The sequence below is a fragment of the Corynebacterium sp. p3-SID1761 genome (assembly GCF_055862885.1).
This window is the reverse complement of the sequence record NZ_JBSQBJ010000011.1, coordinates 55,617-74,889: the sequence shown is the minus strand read 5'-3', so window position 1 is coordinate 74,889 and position 19,273 is coordinate 55,617. Positions and strand designations below refer to the sequence as shown.

Sequence of the window (19,273 nt, the reverse complement as noted above, 5' to 3'; positions counted from 1 at the left end):
TCTTGGCATATTCCAGATTTTCCCATCTACTCAAACGGAACAAAACCTGGGACACTTCAGCAGTCCAATAGGGTGACTGTAGTCAAGGTGGGGGCATCGGCGGAGGATTTGCCTCAGGATAAGGTGGTTCTACCTAGCGTTGATGCGCATTCCACGAGCCGTTCGAGGATTGTTCCTTCTACAAATCTTGAGGATGTTTCGATGTACCACCGGCTATTGACAAGGGTCTTTGGCGGTTAAGGCTTTGTAACTAGGGTGTTCAGTTTTTCGATAATAGACGTATCGTCTTCAAATACTCCCCAGCAGTAGACGTAGTTGAATAAATCGTTGGAATTGAGGGGGCTTGAATCCAAATAACTCGCCATCTCGGTTGCTATTCCCGCCAATTCAAGGCGATCTAGTAGCGCATCTGATTCATTAGTGAGCTCTTCAGAATTCGATTTGTGGTCTATACGGTCTCGTTCTTGAATCGCAATTTCACTGATGTCTTCCAAATTGTCACTATTGAATTTTTGCGTAAATTCCTTTGAATAGAGATCAGAATAGCGATCTACGAACGTTTTCGCATTCGAGTAGAGAAACGTTCGGACTTCAGTTTGTGTGCAAGTTTGAAGAATTTTTTCAATTAGGTGATCAAACTTGTGGTGTAGGTTATTGAATGTCATTTTTCCACTTCCTATTTGAAGGGGGTCGGCGAAGAAACAATCCTATCGACAGCATTCTCAGTGAAGACAGTCTCTTGGCAAGATTGACAAACAGGTCTCGAGGCAGCGATGCGTTGATTCTTTGAAGCTCCAATTCTATCTAGAGCCTGTTGCGCGTTAACCGACCCTTCCGGTTTTAGAGTGCGTTGATTTTGTCCTGTAGTTGTCCGGAGTGTATCAGGCACCGCAAGATGTAGTGGTTGAGGTTTTTGAATCCTAGGGCGATGCCACGTAGGTGTTCGAGTCTGCCGTTGATTGCCTCGACGGGGCCGTTTGAGGCACCGATATCAAAGTAGGCGAGCACATCTTTGCGTCCGCGGCGCCCAGTGGTCTCGCGTTGGAGTCTTTGTCGGCATGTAGTGAGCTTGTCGGCTGCCAGATGCACTACATGGAAAGGGTCCATGACTTTGTCCGACTGTGGTAGTTGCTCCTCGACTGCGGTGGCGTATCCGGTGAACCCATCCATGGTCACTACCTGTATCTGCTCCCGGAAGCTGGGGTTGCGTTCCTTAAGCCACCCGCTGAGCACGTCTGCGGACCTGCCCGGTCGCATGTCTAACAAACGTGCGGGCCCACGCCCGTCCACCAGCGGGGTGAGGTCAACGAGTATGGTCACCAGGTTTGATGCCTGGCCTGGTTTTCTGGTGCGTTTCCATACATGTTCATCGACTCCGAGGACGCGAACCCCGTCTAGGTGGCAGGGGTCGCCGTAGACAAGCTGGCGGCAGGCGTTCTGTGCGACTTTATTGACCAGGTCCCAGCCCATACCGAGTGCTTTGGCGGTAGCTGACACACTCATCCGGTCAATAGCAAGGCGTTGCAAGATCCAGCGGGTAACCCGGTCGGTGAGCTTGGCGCCGTCATCAGCGCAGGTTAAAGATTCTTGGAAGATCTTTCTCTTACATGAGGCGGCTGTGCACCTGAATCTAGGGACTTTTACGTGCAGCCTAGTGGGAAATCCAACAACAGGAAGATCAACGAGTCGAAGGGTGGGGTGGTCGCGCAGTTTTCCTGGCTGTCCGCAGTCCGGGCACACGCCGATAACGGCTACTGGCGTGGCCTCAATGATGGTCAGCGGTCCGGCATCAGCGGCACCGGTGATGGCAAGCCCGATTTCCGCGGTACGGCAGATAGTGTCGGCGACGAGGTTTCCAGTAGGCTTGACAGTACGGGTTCCTGGTGGGTTTAGATGGTTGTGTAGGAACTTTCATCTTCACATCAGGGACCCCTACATGTTGTGGTGACTCGCTGAACCCGTCGTGTTCTACTTCACCCCGCTACGCACCCCGAAACCGGAAGAGCCATCTTAGGCTGGCCGACGGAAGTCTTGACTTTGGTCAAGCTGTGACTCGTTCCACCAATTCATCCATTCAAATGCCGCGCTCTCCCTCTCAACATCGTCGCTTCTTGTCTGAGTGGGAAGAATCCATTCTTGTAAGCCCCGTTGACGATTATGGCGAGAGTATTATCGCCGATCTTCTTAGTTGCACCGGTGATCCCATGGACTGTTAACAGTTCGTTGTGACAATGCCCATGTACAATTACTCGTGATCCGAATGGTGTACTTTGCCTGTAACAACAATGGCCTAAAGATTGGTTTGATGCTAAATCTGCAGCTACAGCGCCGCAGGGGGCATATCGAGTCTCACAGAACCACTCGAAATACCAACTGTGCAGTTTTCTTATGGCTAATGTCAATGTCTCACTGCAGAAACGTGTGTTGCAGTTACGAAATCTATTGACACCGTAGTATTATTCAACGTGTACCTTGCGATTTTCGTCGCGAAGCATACTGCCCAAGCCGCATCCGGATTGGTGTGTCGCCGCGACAGGCTCTGAAACCGCATTCACGGTTTTTCTTCAATGTCGTACGCGGGAAGTTGAATGTGAAACAATTCCAAAGTCTGTTTAAGGGGCGGACTATTTTCCACTTTTCGAGTGGAGAGCGGTCTTGTAGGAGCTGAAGATAAAGTACAGGGGTTCGTAGATGTCGCAAGGCTGGTGAATTTTGGCGAATCCAGACGGTTCAGTCGCTAGTTCGTTGAACAGACTCTTAGCAACTCGCCCTCGTTTACGCCTGTCTGCATCTAAGTGGCAGACAAAGGGCCACGATAGTCCCAGCAAAGATGAGACAGCCTAACTTGCGATTCAAATTGAGAAATTGCCGCTAGGATGAAATATTTCAGATGCGAGATCAATTCAAAATATGTCTAACTAGCTATAACTTTCCTGAGGGATGGTAATAGTCACTCGCCCAAAACTTGGTAATAAATGGTAGAAGGAACGGCCTCAATCCCAGAGTCGAATTTCAATTCTCGCAATGTGCGAAAAAAATCAAAGGAATAATATTGTAAATAGGAATCCTTTTCTGACTCGCGCGAGGTGAACGCTCTGAAGATTAATGCGTTTGGATTTAGTGAAAAATTATCCCAAGCTCTTATGCCATAGTAGGTAACAGACTCGCAAGTGAAGATGGTCTTGCTGTATCGAGTGTGGGAAGCGTTAAGCTTTGTTATTAAACGATCCGCGACGTCTGATCTTACCATTAAGAAAGGAGCTTGGATGAAGACTTCAGGCAAGCTATCCTGCATTCCACTAGACTTAATTGGAATAACTAATTCATTTAACAAATCAGAAGTGGAACTACGAAAGTAATTCACTGAGAATTTTTTGTAGTCGTAGCTGAATGGTTCAAAATTTAGTGTATTTCTGAGCTTATATACCTCGACAGGGTTTAATTCAGGCATTTAACTAGTTCCTTGCTCTTTGATCAATGCGGGTTGAACGAGAAGAGAGACATCCTCATTTCTCTCAATTCCCTCGATGGCTAGACCTAATTCGTTCACTGAATAGATATCCGGATTCCACCATGTCAATGAACTACATGTGTTGTCAGTGAAAATCAGTTGAAGCATGCTATTGACGTCTATAATCGAATTACCAATTTTGCAGACGTTCTTATCTTTGCTCAACATCACACAAAATGTATGATCTTGATCTTCATTAATTCTCTCACCGTCCAAAGTATCTAGAAATCGGTCAAATGAGATTGAGTAAGTCAGTACCGTTTTGGTGGTTGTTAGTACTGAAAGTATTCGTGTGTCTTCTTTAAAATCTACCCAATTTGAATAGCTCTCGATGAAACTATTGAAAAATTCTTTATTTGCGGAAGAAATTTGGTCGATCAGGTTTATGTAGAGTTCTTTCTGGAATTTGAAGTTTTCCAGTGGTGATTCATGAGATAAGAAATCCATAATCTACTTCTATCTATTGAGGGAATGGATCTTCGGGAGTGATCCAACCCATTTCTTGGGCGCGGGACCAAGCTTCCTCAAGTCCGCTACGGTACTTATCTCCGTGTTCTTCGTAAAGAGTAGAAACCTCATCCTTGAATGCTTCTCCAATTTGTCCTTCATCTATCATGTCAATTTCCCGTTGCCTGTGAAGTTGACCGTTGATGCCTTGACTTCCATGACACCTTGTTTTCATATGATCTGCAATATCCATTTGGATTGACGGCGCAACGGTGTGCCCTGGGGTACCAGTAGCCTTAAGGGCTTGCTTTGAAATTAGGTGGTGGCGTTCTACTCGTTGCCCAGCCGGTCCCGTTGTGTCTAGATGTGAGTATGGACCGCCTCTCATTTCAGTAGTTGCTTGAATGGACTTTTGCTTGTTTGAGTGGGCCATCAGCCCGAACACGTCTACCCAGAATGCTGCGTGGTCGACGTAGCCTTGTGCGGATGCCAATCTAGGGGCGAGTCCGAGTGGATCTTGGGCGTTGTAGGCGCCCAAGACTGGGTTGTAGTAGCGGAAGCGGTTGTAGGCCCAGCCTGATTCGGCGTCTTCGTATTGGCCTGCGAATAGGAGTGGGCTGGTGTGTGTTCCGGTCCAGGTGCGTGTGCCGTAGAGGGTTTGTGTGGCTCGTCCTTCGATGGCACCAGTGGTGGTGTTGATCAGTTCTTGTGGAGCCCCGGCCAGGTCAGAGACCAGGGCGTAGAACGTGGCATCGATGTGGTCTTGGGACCATTTGTTGGCTGGGTTTGCTAGCTCTACGGTGGTGTCACCCGTGGCGCCTGAGTTTAGCTTGGTACCACTGGTGTCTCTAGTGATGCTGGTGTGCAGTTGGATTTGTCCGTGTGTGTCGCCGGTGGCAGGGTCGGTGGTCCACACATAACCTTCACCTACCTGTGCAGGGTTGTCTGCAGCCACGGTGGTGGTAACAGCTGCCAGTTGGTTACCGGTGTGGGTGAACACGTCACGGTGGGTGACTTCTCCGGTGGTGGTGTTGATGGTGTCTTTGGCTACACGTCGGCCGAGTGAAGTGCCCCTAGTTTTGTTCCTAGGCTTTTGCCTTGATTTTTTTATTGTTTGCGGCGGGTGCTGCTGGTGGCGGATCGTCATCACGATCGGAATGGTTGGTTGTATCAGCCTGGCTACCATCTGACGGAGTTGGCGCAGTCCAATAGGGTGACTGTAGTCAAGGTGGGGGCATCGGCGGAGGACTTGCCTCAGGATACGGCGGTTCTACCTAGCGTTGATGCGCATTCCACGAGCCGTTCGAGGAATGTTCCTTCTACAAATCCTGAGGATGTTTCGATGTACCACCGGCTGCTTTCCCGTGTATTTGGTCAGAACTAGATCTAGATTATTACTATCCCGTTGCAAAGGTTTGCGCTTTCAGTCGGCATACAACGAAGGTATCAAACTCCATAAGCGCCATTGGGACTCATAGAATCTGCTTGGACATGGTTTTTTGCGGATCGACTACCACTGAGCTCAGACTTATCAGGAAGTAGAACAGATTTTCTTTGTTCACATTGGTTGGGTCGATGCAACAAGCGGCTTCTGCAAGTGCCGATTTTTTCCGAGGTGGATTATCACGTCGTTTGGTTCTTGATCTGTCTGTGCCTGATAGGTTCTTTCGTCACTTATTTCCAGCCATTGCTCCGCTATTTCGTGAATTTGAGAGAAATCGGATTTCGTTAGCCTTTCAATGAGTTTGGGAGAAATTTCTTCGAGGAATGGAGTCGACACCTCGATGAATGTCTTGGCCATTACGTCCAATGTTGATAAATCGTTCGTCAAACTCAGGGTTCTGGTGATGACAGGGTCAAATCTGCGGTGATAGTCGTTTAGTGAGGTCAAGGTAAAACTACTTCGATTGTTCTGGCCACCAAGTATGTCCATTCCCAAGCTCTTGATTACCTTGGTATTCGAAGGGATGTAATTGGAAAGGGCGCGGTTCTTCCAGCATCTCATACATGCTGATTGGGATTGCATACTTTCCTGCAGGTACCTGGAAAGTCAGGATGCAAAGCAGATGAGCAAAATCAACCAGGACTCCATTTGGAAATTTTCCAGTGAATTCCCAACCAGTCGGTCCTCTTTGATAGCTAAAGCGGGCCTTCCCATCTGGAGTGTCAACATCAATGGCGCCATTAATAGGAAGTGGGTTTATGAGGCCATTTACGAGTGATTGCGTATCACTAAGCATTCCTTCTTCTAGCATGGGGTTCCTGAAAGTAGAGTACTCAGAGTAGAACTGCGATTCCCATAATTCGGACCACGCCAACACTAGGATGAGTCCGCTGGACCCTCCAGAAACTAGAGCAGGAACAGCTAGATCCGTGACAAGAGTTTCCAAAGCGTTGCGTACGCCACGCGGAGAATCTTCAAAGTCTTGGTTGTTACTTGGAACGGTCAGATCCTCAAGAAGGTGTGTGAGTAGTGCTGATGGCGAATCTTGCTCCGGCTCCAGGAAACGGCTTTGCAGTTCAATCTCGGCACTCAGCGATTTGTGTATTAGAGCTCTAATATTGTTGAGACATTGTTGAACAGCCATATGATCATCTTCCTCTTGCACTAGCACAGATAAGCATCGAATTCATTGAGGTATGTGAGTTCATGGTTGATTCGCCACCAAGACATTCCATTTTCGATTTCTTTGGTGGATCCATGGAGGGAACCGATAAAGGGGAAGTAATTGTCCTGCATCAACAAGTCTGACACGCCTTGACCAACCGGATTAAATCGGCCAGTAGATGAGCAGGCAAGACTTATCAGGTTTTCTGTACTGATTCGAAACGTAAGGATTTCCTTCCCTTGGATGAGAAGCAATCCACGTTGAATACCGGAGCTTAAGAAAAGAATTTGTGGTCGTGGCGAGGGGAAATTGACGTGTGTTAGCTCGTTAATGACTTCCTCGCGGGAGGATCCTTGTAGGGGCCTTACAAGTTTTTCGCCATGAGTTCCAATAATGACGAGGTTCGATCCAACTATCGGTTCGACAGAGCTTGTTGAAAGAGGTCCTTTTTCGGCAGCTTTTCTTCCCAACTCGTGAATCCGCTTATTGCATTGAGTAGCGAACTCATCGAGTTGTCCGTCATCAGGTCGGTGGCTGAGACGATGGCGAACTACAATTCCATAGCCGTAAAGTTCACGAAAAAATGATTCAAGAATGAGCAGGTCGGAATCATTTACTAAGGCGCTGTGTATGTGGGGAACAAAGCAATTCACGATGTGAGGGAGCACATCTGGAAAAGTGATGTTTTCAAGTTGTTTGAGCTGTGTCATCCACATTGGTTCTGGAGAGGCCTCAGTGAAAAATGCCTTCAAAAGGGATTGGGCAAGTGGATCGTTGAGTTGCTCTTGCGAGGTTTCGTCGCCTGAAGTTCGCTTGTTTCTAGATTCTTGCCATCCATCAATAAACCAAGCTAGTGGCTTCCAGAGTATACTTTCTTTAGAATTAGATTGCATTTATTCTAGAATTCACCTCTGATAATTGCGGCGCCTTGCTGCGTAAACATTACAGGATATTGTGTAGATAAAGATGGAGTTGGGCTAAAAAAGCCGCTTGATTGGAGTCTATTCAAACATCCAACAGTTTCACTACTTCGTGAAGTGCTGCAGAAAGGGATTACTGAGTGCATTTCTGCTGGTTGAATCCCATTACGTTCAGCATACGAAAGTAATTTTTGTTCAGCATGATTCTGATAGTGACCAGGCTGACCTGGAGCGGTATTTAGCGGAGGTTGGTTTGGCAAGTCAGAAGCTCTAACGAAAGTGTCACTCTCACGTAATCCAAGGTCGCTGGGCGAGAGTGAAGGATTGATGTCTGTGCTTGCGCCATGGGCAAAGTATCTATTTCTTTGCTTATCGACCATCATAGCCGTATTTTGCCCGCGATTTGCTGTACTGTGCACCGTCTTGAGCGCATTTTGATCTTCAGCAAGTCTCTTTGCTGCACCAACTGCGCGTTCGTGAGCATCCTTTCCCACAAGCCCAAAGACATCGACCCAGTGTGCTGCGTGGTCGACGTAGCCTTGTGCCGAGGCCAATCTAGGGGCAAGGCCTAGTGGGTCTTGGGCGTTGTAGGCGCCAAGGGTGGGGTTGTAGTAGCGGAAGCGGTTGTATGCCCACCCTGATTCGGCATCCTCGTATTGTCCTGCGAATAGTAGTGGGCTGGTGTGTGTTCCGGTCCAGGTGCGTGTGCCGTAGAGGGTTTGTGTGGCTCGTCCTTCGATGGCACCAGTGGTGGTGTTGATCAGTTCTTGTGGAGCCCCGGCCAGGTCAGCGACTAGGGCGTGGAACGTGGCATCAATATGGTCTTGGGGCCACTCGGTGGCTGGGTTTGCTAGCTCTACGGTGGTGTCACCCGTGGCGCCTGAGTTTAGCTTGGTACCACTGGTGTCTTTAGCGGTGCTGGTGCGCAGCTGGATTTGTCCGTGTGTGTCGCCGGTGGCAGGGTCGGTGGTCCACACATAACCTTCACCTACCTGTGCAGGGTTGTCTGCAGCCACGGTGGTGGTCACGGCTGCAAGCTGGTTGCCGGTGTGAAGTGTCCCAGGTTTTGTTCCGTTTGAGTAGATGGGAAAATCTGGAATATGCCAAGACAGTTTGACCAGGATGCGAAGGACCGTGTGGTCCGTCTTGTCGAGGACCGCATCTTGGCGGAAAATATGTCGATGCAAGCCGCGTGCCAGGCAGTTGCTCCAAAGGTGGGGGCATGGCACACGGCTCGTCAATGGACCCAGCAGGCCCGTCGTGCGGGAAGCATCCCAGAACCTGTGCCTGAAGACTTGGCAGCGGAAAACGCGAAACTACGCCGTGAAAATCAAGAGCTTCGTGACACTAATGAGCTGCTAAAGGCTGCCTCAGCTTTTTGCGTCGGAAATCGACCCAAAACGTCGGAAATGATCCGGTTCGTCGATGAATACCGGAATCGTTTCTCTGTCGAGTTTATCTGTAAGACGTTGAAGAATAACCGAGCTGGTGGGTTCATCACCTCGCGTGGTTATCGCCAGTCCAAGGCCCGAACAAGCTGTGGGTGGCCGACATTACGTATGTGCGCACGAAGAAAGGCTTTGTGTATGCCGCGTTTGTCACCGATGTTTACTCCCGACGGATCGTTGGGTGGGCGTTATCAGATTCCATGCGCACCGAAGCGTTGCCGCTGCAAGCTCTCAACCAGACGATCGTGTGTGCTGAGGAAACAACAGGTCTCATTCACCATTCGGATTACGGCTCACAGTATGTCAGCGTTGTCTACAACGAGTGTCTTGCTCAGCATGGGATTGCCGCTTCCACCGGAACTGTCGGGGATTCTTATGACAATGCTCTGGCTGAAAACGTTAATGGTTCCTACAAGAACGAGCTGATCCATACTCGCAGGTGGAATGACGTTGTCGAGGTGGAAATCGAGTTTTGGGAGCAGCACCCGCCGCTAGCAATAATAGAAATCAAGGCAAATGCCTAGGAACAAACATCGGGGCACTTCATCATGTGGTGCTGGTGGCGGATCGTCATCACGATCGGAATGGTTGGTTGTATCAGCCTGGCCACCATCTGACGGAGTTGGCGCAGTCCAATAGGGTGACTGTAGTCAAGGTGGGGGGGCATCGGCGGAGGATTTGCCTCAGGACACGGTGGTTCTACCTAGCGTTGATGCGCATTCCACGAGCCGTTCAAGGATTGTTCCTTCTACAAATCCTGAGGATGTTTCGATGTACCACCGTTTGCTTTCCCGTGTGTTTGGATAGACAGAGAACAATAATAAAACTGAACTAGTTCTTAAGTGCTGCTTCAAATAGCGCCCATAGAGATGGTATTATTGGCGTCTGTGTAATGTAGCTTCCTAAGCAAGTGTATTGTCAAAATTGTGCGCTAGATTCTAACTCCATTTCATAATGAAATAATTGATGTCTTTGACTAGATTGTCCACATGTGGGTATCGCGCACTGGAAATTGGCTTGAAATTGTGTTCAATATCTAGGGTGAATACATTATCCTGAACGGTAAAACCAATAAACATTGTAAAAAAAGCCCCTTCATTGTCTACCCAAACTATCTTGACTTCATCTGTTAAGTCACTATTGTTAATTGTTGCAGGTTTTTTCAACTGTAGGTCACATATAAAACTTAGTAGTTCAGGAGAATACCAAGGGAATCGACCTCGACGGGTTTCAATGGCGGGCGATTCAATCTCACATCCTGTGTTAAGTACTTCGCAGTTTGTCAAATTAACTAGGGAGAATTTGTGTCTATTCGCAAACTCTGAAATCGGTCTGATGTCAAGAGTTCTATTGACATTAATTCGGAAATACTGATCAACTTCTTGAAATAATTCTTGGTCTGAACTTGTAATTCCGCAGATTTGTTTTTTGTCGAGATATTTCACACCAGGTGAGGGCTGGTTAGAGATCAATCTTTTTATTTCTAGAGCTGAATCCAATCTTGATCTGCTTAAGAGAAATAATTCCTGGTCTGGTTTGCAATCCACAATTGATTCAAGCAAATCTTCCGAAATCGTCGAAGCAAAGCAGTTTAAAGAATTGGTAGTCTGGAGGATTAAATCTTTTGCAGAAGAATGAATCACTCCACTCTTCATAAACTTGTATGGCACGCCAATAAGAGATCGGCTCAAAGATGGGTGGCGATAAACCCGTCCATTTATCGAGAGCGCTATTTCAGCTGGGGTGAACTCGGGTACTAGACCGCCACCTTCATTAGCATTATCGCTAAATGAAAGTATTGCATGTCGGTTCTTGGCTAAAACTAGCCAAGCTGAGTTGCTATCTAATTTCCATTTACAATGGGTAAGAATCCTACTGATATCTTCAGGAATTGAGTGCATTACTTTCTGACTTCCATACGATTGCGGAAATTTCACCATCGGTACATATGATTTTGACCTTCTTGGAACTGTCCGAAACAATCAGGATAAGCTCATCATACTCATTGACGCTGTTCGTAACTCTGTATTCTCTTTGCTCAAGTGCAGAAATGAACTGATCTATCGGGTAGGAAAATGGTATATCCGCGAAGCTATCTTCAATTGTTGGGCCAATAATTATTTCTGACGCGACGCCATTCGTGAATAGGCCAGAAACGTTTCTCTTGGGATCTTCGCCTGCTATAAAACCTGAAAAAGTGGTAGCCCACTCCTCTTCAGAATAATAAAAATTATCAACTTTATCTACGTAAAACTCTTTGGCGTGGCCTAGCGGAAAGTTTTTGGGAGTGTTCAGTGTAAAATCCATTATCGTTCCTTTCTTAGGAGGGGAATGCTATTTCAGGATTCGCAATATAGAAGTCTAATGCTTCATTGAGCGGTACATCGTATTTACCAGGAATCCGCTTTTCAATGTCTGCAGCTTCATCTAGTAGCATGTCTTCGTATAGAGAACGATCACCATTCTTTGCGAGCTCCGCTGCTTCTTTTACTCGTGCCTTCTCGACTTGTCTAAAGGCATCATGTCCAGCCATCTTTTGATGATTTCTTGTTAAAGCGTGATCGGCCTTGTCCATCATGATGCTTGGGGTATGTCTTGAACTAACTCCATTTTCCTTCAGAGCATGTTGGCCAATGAGATGGTGTCGTTCGATGGGGGTGCCCTCGGAACCTACCGTATCAAGTTTCGTGTACGAGTCGCCTCGAAAGTTTCCAGTATCTTTGCTTTTGATCGTCTTTGGTCCTAGATGAGCCTCTCTACCATGTAGCCCGAGCACATCTACCCAGTGTGCTGCGTGGTCGACATACCCTTGTGCTGAGGCGAGGCGTGGGGCAAGCCCGAGTGGGTCTTGGGCATTGTAGGCGCCCAGGGTGGGGTTGTAGTAGCGGAAGCGGTTGTAGGCCCAGCCTGATTCGGCATCTTTGTATTGTCCTGCGAATAGTAGTGGGCTGGTGTGTGTTCCGGTCCAGGCGCGTGTGCCGTAGAGACTGTGGCGGGCAAGGCCTGCAATATAGCCGGTGGTGGGGTTGATGATGTCTTGTGGGCTACCAGTCAAGGTCGGTAACAAGCGTGAAGAACTGCGCATCCACCAGCGCCTGCTCGACCGTATCAACGTCGTCGAGATTGTTTTCTGGGTGTCCACCATCATGCGCAGTGGTCACGCCGGTATTGTTGGTGGTGTGGGTGAGTCGGGTTTGTCCGATGATGTCGCCGGTGGCAGGGTCGGCGGTCCATAGGTAGCCATCCCCCAGATTCCCCGCAACGCCTTGTGTCATGCCTGGGGTGCCTGGTGTGGCGTTGTGGTCGGCAATGTCGTTCCTGGTATCACTGCTGTAGGCGTCACGGGTGTGGTCCCTGCCTGTGTTGGTGGTGTGGGATTACCTTTCTTCCCAACCCAACAGGGCCGGGCATCAGGTGTCTACCAAACAGGGGTCAGATCCGATTGCTCACTACTATTCGCGTTCAAGCGGCGGGGCGGGAATGTCTAACGCCTGGCACCATTCGATAAGTAGGTCGGTGCCGGACTGACGTGAGTGGGTGTAAGTCGGTTCGTGTGCGTCTGGGCCGGCGTAGGACGTGGTGAGGAAATTGCGGATGTTGTCACTGCGAGTGGGGTAGAGGCTGGTAAAGAAGCTGACGAACGCGTCCTTGTCAGGTGCTGGCAGTTCTTCCGCAGGCACGTCGTAGACGTGGGAGGGGTTGGCGCCGAAGAAGTATTCAGATTTGGTTCCATCCGCGGATTTGGTGGTGATGAAGGCGAGGAACGTCTCCGCGATGCTAAACATCCACTTGTCCGCGGGGCCAATTCCAGGGTCGCCGAGGTGCCATTCGTTATCGACAAATTCCCAGCCAGCGAAGTATGCCATGGTTCGGTCATCCTCTCGTAATTCTTGTGGTATCACACGCGGGAAGGGTGGCTAACTTCCCTCGGCGCTGGGCGTATTTCCGCGGCTCAGCAGGACACAGTCTGTGCTAATTCAATTTTCCGACCGCAACGCTGACTTCAAGTTTTAATTGTGTTTCGGAATACGTGCCACTCATGGCAAATCTCTATAACATGCCCGAGGGTCGTCACCTCTAGAACGATTCCGGGAGTAGCCCGGCGTCGTCGTAGATCTGGATGATTCCTGGTCGGACTCGGTCTAGTTGGTTGGTGGGGTGGAGTTCGTAGAGGAATCGGCTGCCACGGGGCCAGCGGTCTTTGATCCAGTAGGACGATTCTTTTTCTCGTTTGAGGATGCTCAGAAGTGTCAGTGCGGCGATGTGGATGTTCCGGTCGGAGCTGTGCTTTGCGGCGTTGGCGGCATCGGAAAGCTGTACTTCGTGGCGTTGCCAGTCGGGGAGGATGAAGGGGGATAGTTCTTCTGCGTAGGTCACTGAATCCATGTTGACGCCGGGGAATGCGACGTCTTTGAGCGTGGCGCCGCTGATGTCGGTGTCGAGGAGTTGTTGTTCGCCTTTGGTTTGGGCAATGACGCAGTTTTTGATTGTTCCAGTGATGGTGGTGTTGGTGATAAGGGGTGCGTCGTTGGGTTCGGGGACGCCGATGTCGGCGATGGTGAGGTTTAGCAAACTTGAGTCGGCGATGCGTTTTGCTCCGGCTAGCCATTGGTTGGTGCCGGTGCAGGAGTCGATCGTGGAGTGCAGGATTGTGCATTTGCCGAAGATGCTCTGGATGTTTGAGGACATGTCGCATTTGGCGAAATGGCAATCCGTTAACGCCGAATCGGAAAACTTCAAGCGCGGAAGCGTTGCGTTGTGGCAAACGACGTCCTCGAGCGTGATGTCGATCGCCATCCACTCCTCGATATGCGCATCCGATAGGTCGATGTGAGCCGCGGTGTTTCTTCCTTGTACGAGACGCCGACCTACCTTTTCTTTCCGCCATTGGAAGCCACGGTAGTCTTGGCGGCCCTCGTGAAGCCCGAATGTTGAGGGCTCAAGAAGCGCATTTTGTTCAGAACTGACGCCGTTCCACCGCTTTACCAATTCCAATGTCATCGTTACTTGACCCTTCCTCGAAAATCCATGAATCCACTATAACCATCGCTCTGGTAGGTCGCCTTATGCATAGACTCCGGTACTCCCTCGACGGAACCATACTTGCGATAGTGATTGGCCCACGCCTTCTCTGTGGTCATATCCATCCACATTTGGGTTCCTGAATCTGGGAGCGTATAGATGACATCCGCACCGGCTTCACCTTGGTGTGCAACCGAAACTTCCAATTTGGTTAGGATTTTGTCGTTCTCAATCCGCTGCTTTAGCGCTTGATCCATCGCAGTACCGCGGTGCATAGCTTTTGGCCAACCCTCCGCGCGGCAATGAGCCATTTGCCTCTCGCTCAAGCTGATTCGCCCGGCGTTCCAGTCATCAATGACAGCCTGTTTATGCGCGTTCACGCGATTGTGAATGAAAGAAACGCGAGATTGATCTTTTGCGGAAAGCACCTTGTGTGCCATAAGACCGAAAACGTCTACCCAGTATGCTGAGTGGTCGACATACCCCTGGGCTGAGGCGAGTCGTGGGGCAAGCCCGAGTGGGTCTTGAGCGTTGTAGGCACCCAGGGTGGGGTTGTAGTAGCGGAAGCGGTTGTACGACCACCCGGATTCCGCATCCTCATACTGACCGGCAAACAACAACGGGCTGGTACACCGACCCGCCCACGTACGCTTGCCATACAACGTCTGGGTGGTGTGTCCCTCGACGACACCGGTGGTGGTGTTGATCAGTTCCTGTGGTGAACCGGCTAGGTCGCACACCAGGGCGTAGAACGTCGCATCAACCCGGGCCTGGGACCAGGTGGCGGCAGGGTTAGCCGGAGTCTGGGTGGTGCCACTGGTTAGTGTGATCTGGCCGTGTGGCTCACCAGTGGCCGGGTCAGTAGTCCACACGTAACCTTCACCCACACGTGCCGAATCGGTGTCGACGGTGGTGGTGACAGCGGCCAGTTGGTTACCGGTGTGGGTGAACACGTCACGGTGGATAACTTCACCGGTGGTGGTGTTGATCGTGTCTTTGGCGACACGTCGGCCGAGACCATCGTAGGTGTAGCGGTAGCCAACTCCGGGAGCATCACTTGAGCTAAAGCCGATGGGTTGTTCCCCGGTGGCGTAGTAGAAGTGATGCACCAACGGTTTCTTACCCAGGCGTTTGGTCACGGTGCGGGTGATACGGCCTGCAGCGTCGTAGGTGTAGGTTGTCCGGCCGACTTTGACCGGCAGTGTGTTGTGGTAGTCGATTGCCCCGTCGGTGGTGGAGGCCAGGACACCTGCCGGGGTGAATGAGTAGTTCTCCTGGGCGGGAACCCCATTGGTAGCAGCACTGCCTGATTGTGCAGGGGTGTGTGTCGTGGTGTGTGGTGGGGTGGTGCCCTGGTTACTGGGGTTGGTGGTGGTTGGTTGTGGTGTGCGGGTCGCACTGGTAGCACGGCCGATAGCGTCGACGGTGAAACGCGTGGTGCCACGCAGTTGGTCGGTGATGGCGGTGAGGGTGGAGTCTGCTCGCCAGGTGAAGTCACGACCAGCAACAGGGGCTAGCCCTCCAGGCGTTGCCGAATCCAACAGGCTGGTGTGATCACCGGTGATGCGCCCCCGAACATCGGTGTGTTGGGTGCGTACCAGGTTGTCGATAGCGGTGGTGGCGCGGTGGCCGCGGGTGTTGGTGGTGTAGGTCAGCTCGGCAAGCAGGCGACCAGTGTCGGCGTCACCGGTAGGTAGGCGTAGGGCTGAACCGTCGGTGGTTGCGGTGGTGTGTTGGGTGATGGTGCTGCTGGTGATCTCCCCAGCACCGTTGCGTCCGTAGCCGGTGGTGATGGTGCCAGCAACAGGTAAGGTGAGGTGTTCGCCGGTGACCATGCCCGTGGAGGAGAGCTCTAGTGCGTGGCGGGTTTCTTCGCCACTGGCTAGGCGTGTGGTTTCAGCGGTGGCTCGGCCGTAGGTATCACGGGTGTAGGTGATCGTGGCAGCCGGGTTGGTGATGCTGGTCAGGCGGCCGAAGGGATCGTAGTCAAACAGTGTGGTGCCGGACGCATCATCAATGCTGGTGGTCAGTCCCAACTGGTTACGAGTGGTGGTGGTTGTTCCCGCTGGGGTGGTGACCTCGGAGACGAGCCCGTCGGGGCTGGTGGTGTTGGTGGTGACGATACCGTTGTAGTCGGTTTGTTGGGTGATGTCCCCGTCGAGGTTGTAGGTGTAGGTCCAGGTGTGGCCGTCGGCGTTGGTGATGGCCACGGGTTGCATTTGGGTGTTGTAGGTGATGGTGGTGGTCGCGCCGGTGGCGTCGGTGGTGGTGGCTGGTTTGTCGAAGACGGTGTAGGTGGTTGTGGTGGTCGCACCGGTTTCGTTGGTGGTGGTCAGTTGGTTGCCTTCGCCGTCGTAGGTGGCGGTGAGGGTGGTGCCATCAGGATGGGTGAGTGTGGTGGGCCAGCCCTCAGGGGTGTAGTCGATACGGGTGGTGTTGCCGTCTGGGTCGAGGGTGTCGGTGATAAGGCCTCGTACGTTGAGGGTGTGGCTGGTACGGCGGCCGGCGGGGTCGGTGATGGCGATGGTGCGGCCTGCGTTATCGCAGTCGATGTGGGTGGTGGCCCCATCGGGGGTGGTGATGCTGGCAGGGGTGATGCCGGAGACACGGTAGTCGTAGGTGTAGCTGGTGGTGGCTCCGTCGGCGGTGGTGACCGCGGTGGTCATGCCGAAGGTGTCGACTTGGTAGTCGGTGGTGTGTCCGTCGCGGCCGGTGATGCGTACGGGCATGCCCCAGGTGCCGGGTTCGATGGTTGTGGTGGTCCCATCAGGGTAGGTGGTGTCGACGATGAGGTCGTTGTCGTCGTAGGTGTAGCAGGTGGTAGCACCAGCCGCGTTGGTAACGGTGGCTGGGAGGTGGTGGTCGGTGTAGGTGGTGTCTTGGATGCCCCCTTCGGGGCTGATGATGCGCCAGACGTCGCCGGAGGCGGTGGCGCGGAAGACGGTGGGGCGGATGTCGCCGAGGAGGTCGTCGGTCAGCCAGTCGGTGGGGATGGTCCAGTTGGTGGTGTCGCGGTTGGTGGTGCGACCGCGGCCGGTCAGGCCTGCTTCGTTTAGTCCGCCGTTGAGGAGGGCTTGGTAGAGGGGAAGGTTGTGGAGGCGGTCGAGGTAGGTGTCAACGACGCTGTCGCCGAGTTCCAGAGGGTCGCCGGTGAAGTCGCCGGCGGTTTCGATGAGCACGCAGACGGTGCCACCGATGGGTGCGTCGTCGCCGGTGTCGTCGCCCCAGTAGAGGATGTTGGGGAACATGCCGCCGGTGCCGACTTGGGCGGTGACTCGGCCGTGGTCATCGTAGCGGTAGTGATACGCAGCACCATTCCGGTCACGCCAACCAGCAGTGCGGCCTTGCTCATCGTAGAAGTAGCTCAACACACCAGCATGGGAATTCACCACGCGAATGAGCTGACCGGCAGCGTCGTATTCATAAGAAATCAGCCGCTGAGGTGCTTCGTCAGGGTGAGTCTGCTGGTTATCAACCCAGATGGAAGCCACACGATTCGTTGCGTGATCCCAGACCATAGACAAATGAGTTCCATCGCTGCGCGTGATATCTCGCATCTGGCCAGTGGCCTGATCCCACGAGTACGTGATGGCCGCGCCCGTGTGATGGACCAATGCCGTGACACCAACGGTGAAGCCCAGACCAAGATCAGCGGCGAAAGAACCGGTGCGCAACCCCGCGCCAGCCGAGTGTCCACCAGCTGCAGGGGAGCGGTCCTCCACACCCGATGTAGTGACGTAGCTCCCGTCACCAGAAACAGAAAATACGTAGGTGATTCCCTCCGCGACATTGCGCACGCGGTAAGCACCATCTGCAAACGAAAGCAGCCACGCGCGGCCGTCCGCGCGGACCTCGGATCCGTCCGTTGGGGCTGGAGGGAACGTCAAAAGTGCACCATCGGGGGAGACCATGAGGACTTCGTCATCCAAGATCTCAATATGTACATCCATGCGCGAGACCCACTTGGAGCCCAAAGCTCGTCCCAACTCGTGCGCAGAATTAGCGTTTCGGTCGATGATCAGCGGCAAGATGCCAGGGATGTTGATGTCTTGAGTGAAATCGACCATGTTGCCCGTCGCCATATCGACAGGCTCAGCAGCGAAGCAAATCTGGCCACCGCGGGTGATCTTTGAATAGGCAGACTTGGCGAACTTTTCGCCAGCCTCGCCTGCGACACGGCTGGCTCCATTCGCCATCTTCAGTGCAGCCGAGTTGGCACCGGACTTCGCCGCCGCCTTTACAGCGGACGCTGCCTTGCCCATGCCCTTTGTCGCGTTGGCGATCGTGGATCCAAGTTTTCCAGCCTTAGCGAATTTGGCGATGCCCGCAAACGGTAGCGATGTGACGACATCGAAAAGTACCTCACCCCACGACGCATTGCCCGTTGCAGCGAGCAAAGCCTTCAGCCCAATGCCAGCAATCAACAGGCCAGCGCCGATTGCCTGAAGACCAGGAACAAGAAGCAAAACGGATCCGACAATCTGCATGATGTCAGAAATCGCGGCGAGAACGTCAGCATGATCAGACACCCAATCCTTGGTCTTCTGCCATGCGCGCTCCAGCCAGTTCGGATTATCGTCAAAGTCTGCCCTGGCCTGCGTTGCGATAATGCTTACCGCAGAATCAACTTCGCCGCCGAGAGTGGCTTTAATGGTATCGGACGATGAAATATGACCATCCCACACAGCGCGTATGGTATCCAACTTGAGCCGTGCGGCTTCCATCGCAGTGTGAGCGGCATTTGCCTCTGTCTCAGCTGATGCCGCAGCTGCTGCTGTGGCAGCGCCAACACCAGGAACCATTGCGGTGCCCACTGCCGTAGCGGCTGCAGCAGTTGCCGTTACGCGAGCACGCGCGGCATTGGCCTCAGCAGCATTAAACGCCACAACTGCCGCCTGGTGCTCAGCGTGAGTACCCATTGCCGTGCCAGCCAGCGTGCCCATCTCAGTTTGGGCAGTCTGCAATGCACCTTCATAAAGACCGATGGCTCGCCCAACACCAGAATGTGACTCGCCGGTGACATCCAGGTGGCTAGGGAAGTCTGCATTTAGCAGTTCCTTGAAACGGTCGCCTTCGGAGCCTTCGAACCCGCCATCATTGATAGTCCGCATGGCAGATGCGGCAAGCGAGGCTTGGGAACCAAAATGGGTATACCGGCGCGCGGACTCGCCGACTGCGACAACGTTTCCACCAATGTGGAAGTTTTTAACGGCGTACGTAGCAAAAGGAAGCAGCGGCAGTGCAGGCATGACGGGCTAAAATCCTCTGGTCTTAATCAGGTCTAAAGAAAAGGGGAAATGGAAAGAAGAGGCTAGA

17 protein-coding genes and 1 pseudogene are annotated in these 19,273 nt (G+C 52.1%); 2 read left to right on the top strand and 16 right to left on the bottom strand.

Features of this window, described 5'->3' with window-relative positions:
* Positions 1-240, top strand: a pseudogene (locus tag ACWXWJ_RS07020) (hypothetical protein); the annotation flags it as partial.
* Here ACWXWJ_RS07020 and ACWXWJ_RS07015 read toward each other — a convergent pair.
* The 9 genes from ACWXWJ_RS07015 to ACWXWJ_RS06975 form a co-directional block, all read right to left on the bottom strand.
* The gene (locus tag ACWXWJ_RS07015; RefSeq protein ID WP_473963962.1) at positions 237-665 is read right to left on the bottom strand and encodes a hypothetical protein; all 429 of its coding nucleotides are present in this window, start codon (positions 663-665) and stop codon (positions 237-239) included. The pseudogene ACWXWJ_RS07020 and the gene ACWXWJ_RS07015 sit on opposite strands and share 4 nt — an antisense overlap.
* A gap of 175 nt (positions 666-840) precedes the next feature.
* Positions 841-1,836 carry an ISL3 family transposase gene (locus ACWXWJ_RS07010; RefSeq protein ID WP_473963965.1) on the bottom strand — a complete coding sequence of 332 codons (996 nt, stop codon included), beginning with the start codon at positions 1,834-1,836 and terminating at the stop codon, positions 841-843.
* 1,114 nt (positions 1,837-2,950) lie between these two features.
* Positions 2,951-3,451: a hypothetical protein gene (locus ACWXWJ_RS07005; protein WP_473963961.1), complete on the bottom strand. Its 501-nt coding sequence runs from the start codon at positions 3,449-3,451 to the stop codon at positions 2,951-2,953.
* Positions 3,452-3,958, bottom strand: a complete 507-nt coding sequence (locus ACWXWJ_RS07000) for a hypothetical protein (protein WP_473963960.1) — start codon at positions 3,956-3,958, stop codon at positions 3,452-3,454.
* Positions 3,959-3,971: 13 nt separating this feature from the next.
* Positions 3,972-5,105 (bottom strand): RHS repeat-associated core domain-containing protein, encoded by a 1,134-nt coding sequence (locus tag ACWXWJ_RS06995; RefSeq protein ID WP_473963964.1) that lies wholly within the window; start codon positions 5,103-5,105, stop codon positions 3,972-3,974.
* Positions 5,106-5,516: 411 nt separating this feature from the next.
* A complete protein-coding gene (locus tag ACWXWJ_RS06990) occupies positions 5,517-5,759 on the bottom strand; it encodes a hypothetical protein (RefSeq protein WP_434817421.1) in 243 nt (80 codons plus the stop codon).
* A gap of 97 nt (positions 5,760-5,856) precedes the next feature.
* On the bottom strand, positions 5,857-6,567 hold the full coding sequence (locus ACWXWJ_RS06985) for a hypothetical protein (RefSeq protein ID WP_473963959.1): 711 nt from the start codon (positions 6,565-6,567) through the stop codon (positions 5,857-5,859).
* Positions 6,567-7,460, bottom strand: coding sequence for a hypothetical protein (locus ACWXWJ_RS06980; RefSeq protein ID WP_434817424.1), 894 nt, complete (start codon positions 7,458-7,460; stop codon positions 6,567-6,569). Before ACWXWJ_RS06980 ends, ACWXWJ_RS06985 begins: the two co-directional genes overlap by 1 nt.
* Positions 7,461-7,465: 5 nt before the next feature.
* Positions 7,466-8,674 (bottom strand): RHS repeat-associated core domain-containing protein, encoded by a 1,209-nt coding sequence (locus ACWXWJ_RS06975; RefSeq protein ID WP_473963958.1) that lies wholly within the window; start codon positions 8,672-8,674, stop codon positions 7,466-7,468.
* 356 nt (positions 8,675-9,030) lie between these two features.
* Here ACWXWJ_RS06975 and ACWXWJ_RS06970 point away from each other — a divergent pair, with 356 nt between their 5' ends.
* Positions 9,031-9,459, top strand: a complete 429-nt coding sequence (locus ACWXWJ_RS06970) for a transposase (protein WP_473963957.1) — start codon at positions 9,031-9,033, stop codon at positions 9,457-9,459.
* Between the two features lie 414 nt (positions 9,460-9,873).
* Here the strand turns inward: ACWXWJ_RS06970 and ACWXWJ_RS06965 are convergent, their stop codons facing one another.
* The 7 genes from ACWXWJ_RS06965 to ACWXWJ_RS06935 form a co-directional block, all read right to left on the bottom strand.
* Positions 9,874-10,836 (bottom strand): hypothetical protein, encoded by a 963-nt coding sequence (locus ACWXWJ_RS06965; protein WP_473963956.1) that lies wholly within the window; start codon positions 10,834-10,836, stop codon positions 9,874-9,876.
* The gene (locus ACWXWJ_RS06960) at positions 10,820-11,242 is read right to left on the bottom strand and encodes a hypothetical protein (protein ID WP_473963955.1); all 423 of its coding nucleotides are present in this window, start codon (positions 11,240-11,242) and stop codon (positions 10,820-10,822) included. Before ACWXWJ_RS06960 ends, ACWXWJ_RS06965 begins: the two co-directional genes overlap by 17 nt.
* A gap of 13 nt (positions 11,243-11,255) precedes the next feature.
* On the bottom strand, positions 11,256-12,020 hold the full coding sequence (locus ACWXWJ_RS06955; protein ID WP_473963954.1) for an RHS repeat-associated core domain-containing protein: 765 nt from the start codon (positions 12,018-12,020) through the stop codon (positions 11,256-11,258).
* Positions 11,980-12,210: a hypothetical protein gene (locus ACWXWJ_RS06950; RefSeq protein WP_035001494.1), complete on the bottom strand. Its 231-nt coding sequence runs from the start codon at positions 12,208-12,210 to the stop codon at positions 11,980-11,982. Before ACWXWJ_RS06950 ends, ACWXWJ_RS06955 begins: the two co-directional genes overlap by 41 nt.
* Before the next feature lie 177 nt (positions 12,211-12,387).
* Positions 12,388-12,801 (bottom strand): hypothetical protein, encoded by a 414-nt coding sequence (locus ACWXWJ_RS06945; RefSeq protein WP_035001492.1) that lies wholly within the window; start codon positions 12,799-12,801, stop codon positions 12,388-12,390.
* 211 nt (positions 12,802-13,012) lie between these two features.
* Positions 13,013-13,936 carry a hypothetical protein gene (locus ACWXWJ_RS06940; protein ID WP_035001489.1) on the bottom strand — a complete coding sequence of 308 codons (924 nt, stop codon included), beginning with the start codon at positions 13,934-13,936 and terminating at the stop codon, positions 13,013-13,015.
* A 2-nt stretch (positions 13,937-13,938) separates the two neighbouring features.
* On the bottom strand, positions 13,939-19,206 hold the full coding sequence (locus tag ACWXWJ_RS06935) for a DUF6531 domain-containing protein (RefSeq protein ID WP_473963953.1): 5,268 nt from the start codon (positions 19,204-19,206) through the stop codon (positions 13,939-13,941).
* Positions 19,207-19,273 lie beyond the last annotated feature (67 nt).

Bases quoted from the DNA above. Each gene is read 5' to 3' on its own strand.
- ACWXWJ_RS06965 (WP_473963956.1), bottom strand. From the start codon at position 10,836: ATGCACTCAATTCCTGAAGATATCAGTAGGATTCTTACCCATTGTAAA.
- ACWXWJ_RS06995 (WP_473963964.1), bottom strand. From the start codon at position 5,105: ATGACGATCCGCCACCAGCAGCACCCGCCGCAAACAATAAAAAAATCA.
- ACWXWJ_RS06935 (WP_473963953.1), bottom strand. From the start codon at position 19,206: ATGCCTGCACTGCCGCTGCTTCCTTTTGCTACGTACGCCGTTAAAAAC.
- ACWXWJ_RS06990 (WP_434817421.1), bottom strand. From the start codon at position 5,759: ATGGCCAAGACATTCATCGAGGTGTCGACTCCATTCCTCGAAGAAATT.
- ACWXWJ_RS06955 (WP_473963954.1), bottom strand. From the start codon at position 12,020: ATGCGCAGTTCTTCACGCTTGTTACCGACCTTGACTGGTAGCCCACAA.
- ACWXWJ_RS07005 (WP_473963961.1), bottom strand. From the start codon at position 3,451: ATGCCTGAATTAAACCCTGTCGAGGTATATAAGCTCAGAAATACACTA.
- ACWXWJ_RS07000 (WP_473963960.1), bottom strand. From the start codon at position 3,958: ATGGATTTCTTATCTCATGAATCACCACTGGAAAACTTCAAATTCCAG.
- ACWXWJ_RS06950 (WP_035001494.1), bottom strand. From the start codon at position 12,210: ATGACACAAGGCGTTGCGGGGAATCTGGGGGATGGCTACCTATGGACC.
- ACWXWJ_RS06960 (WP_473963955.1), bottom strand. From the start codon at position 11,242: ATGGATTTTACACTGAACACTCCCAAAAACTTTCCGCTAGGCCACGCC.
- ACWXWJ_RS06945 (WP_035001492.1), bottom strand. From the start codon at position 12,801: ATGGCATACTTCGCTGGCTGGGAATTTGTCGATAACGAATGGCACCTC.
- ACWXWJ_RS06940 (WP_035001489.1), bottom strand. From the start codon at position 13,936: ATGACATTGGAATTGGTAAAGCGGTGGAACGGCGTCAGTTCTGAACAA.
- ACWXWJ_RS07015 (WP_473963962.1), bottom strand. From the start codon at position 665: ATGACATTCAATAACCTACACCACAAGTTTGATCACCTAATTGAAAAA.
- ACWXWJ_RS06980 (WP_434817424.1), bottom strand. From the start codon at position 7,460: ATGCAATCTAATTCTAAAGAAAGTATACTCTGGAAGCCACTAGCTTGG.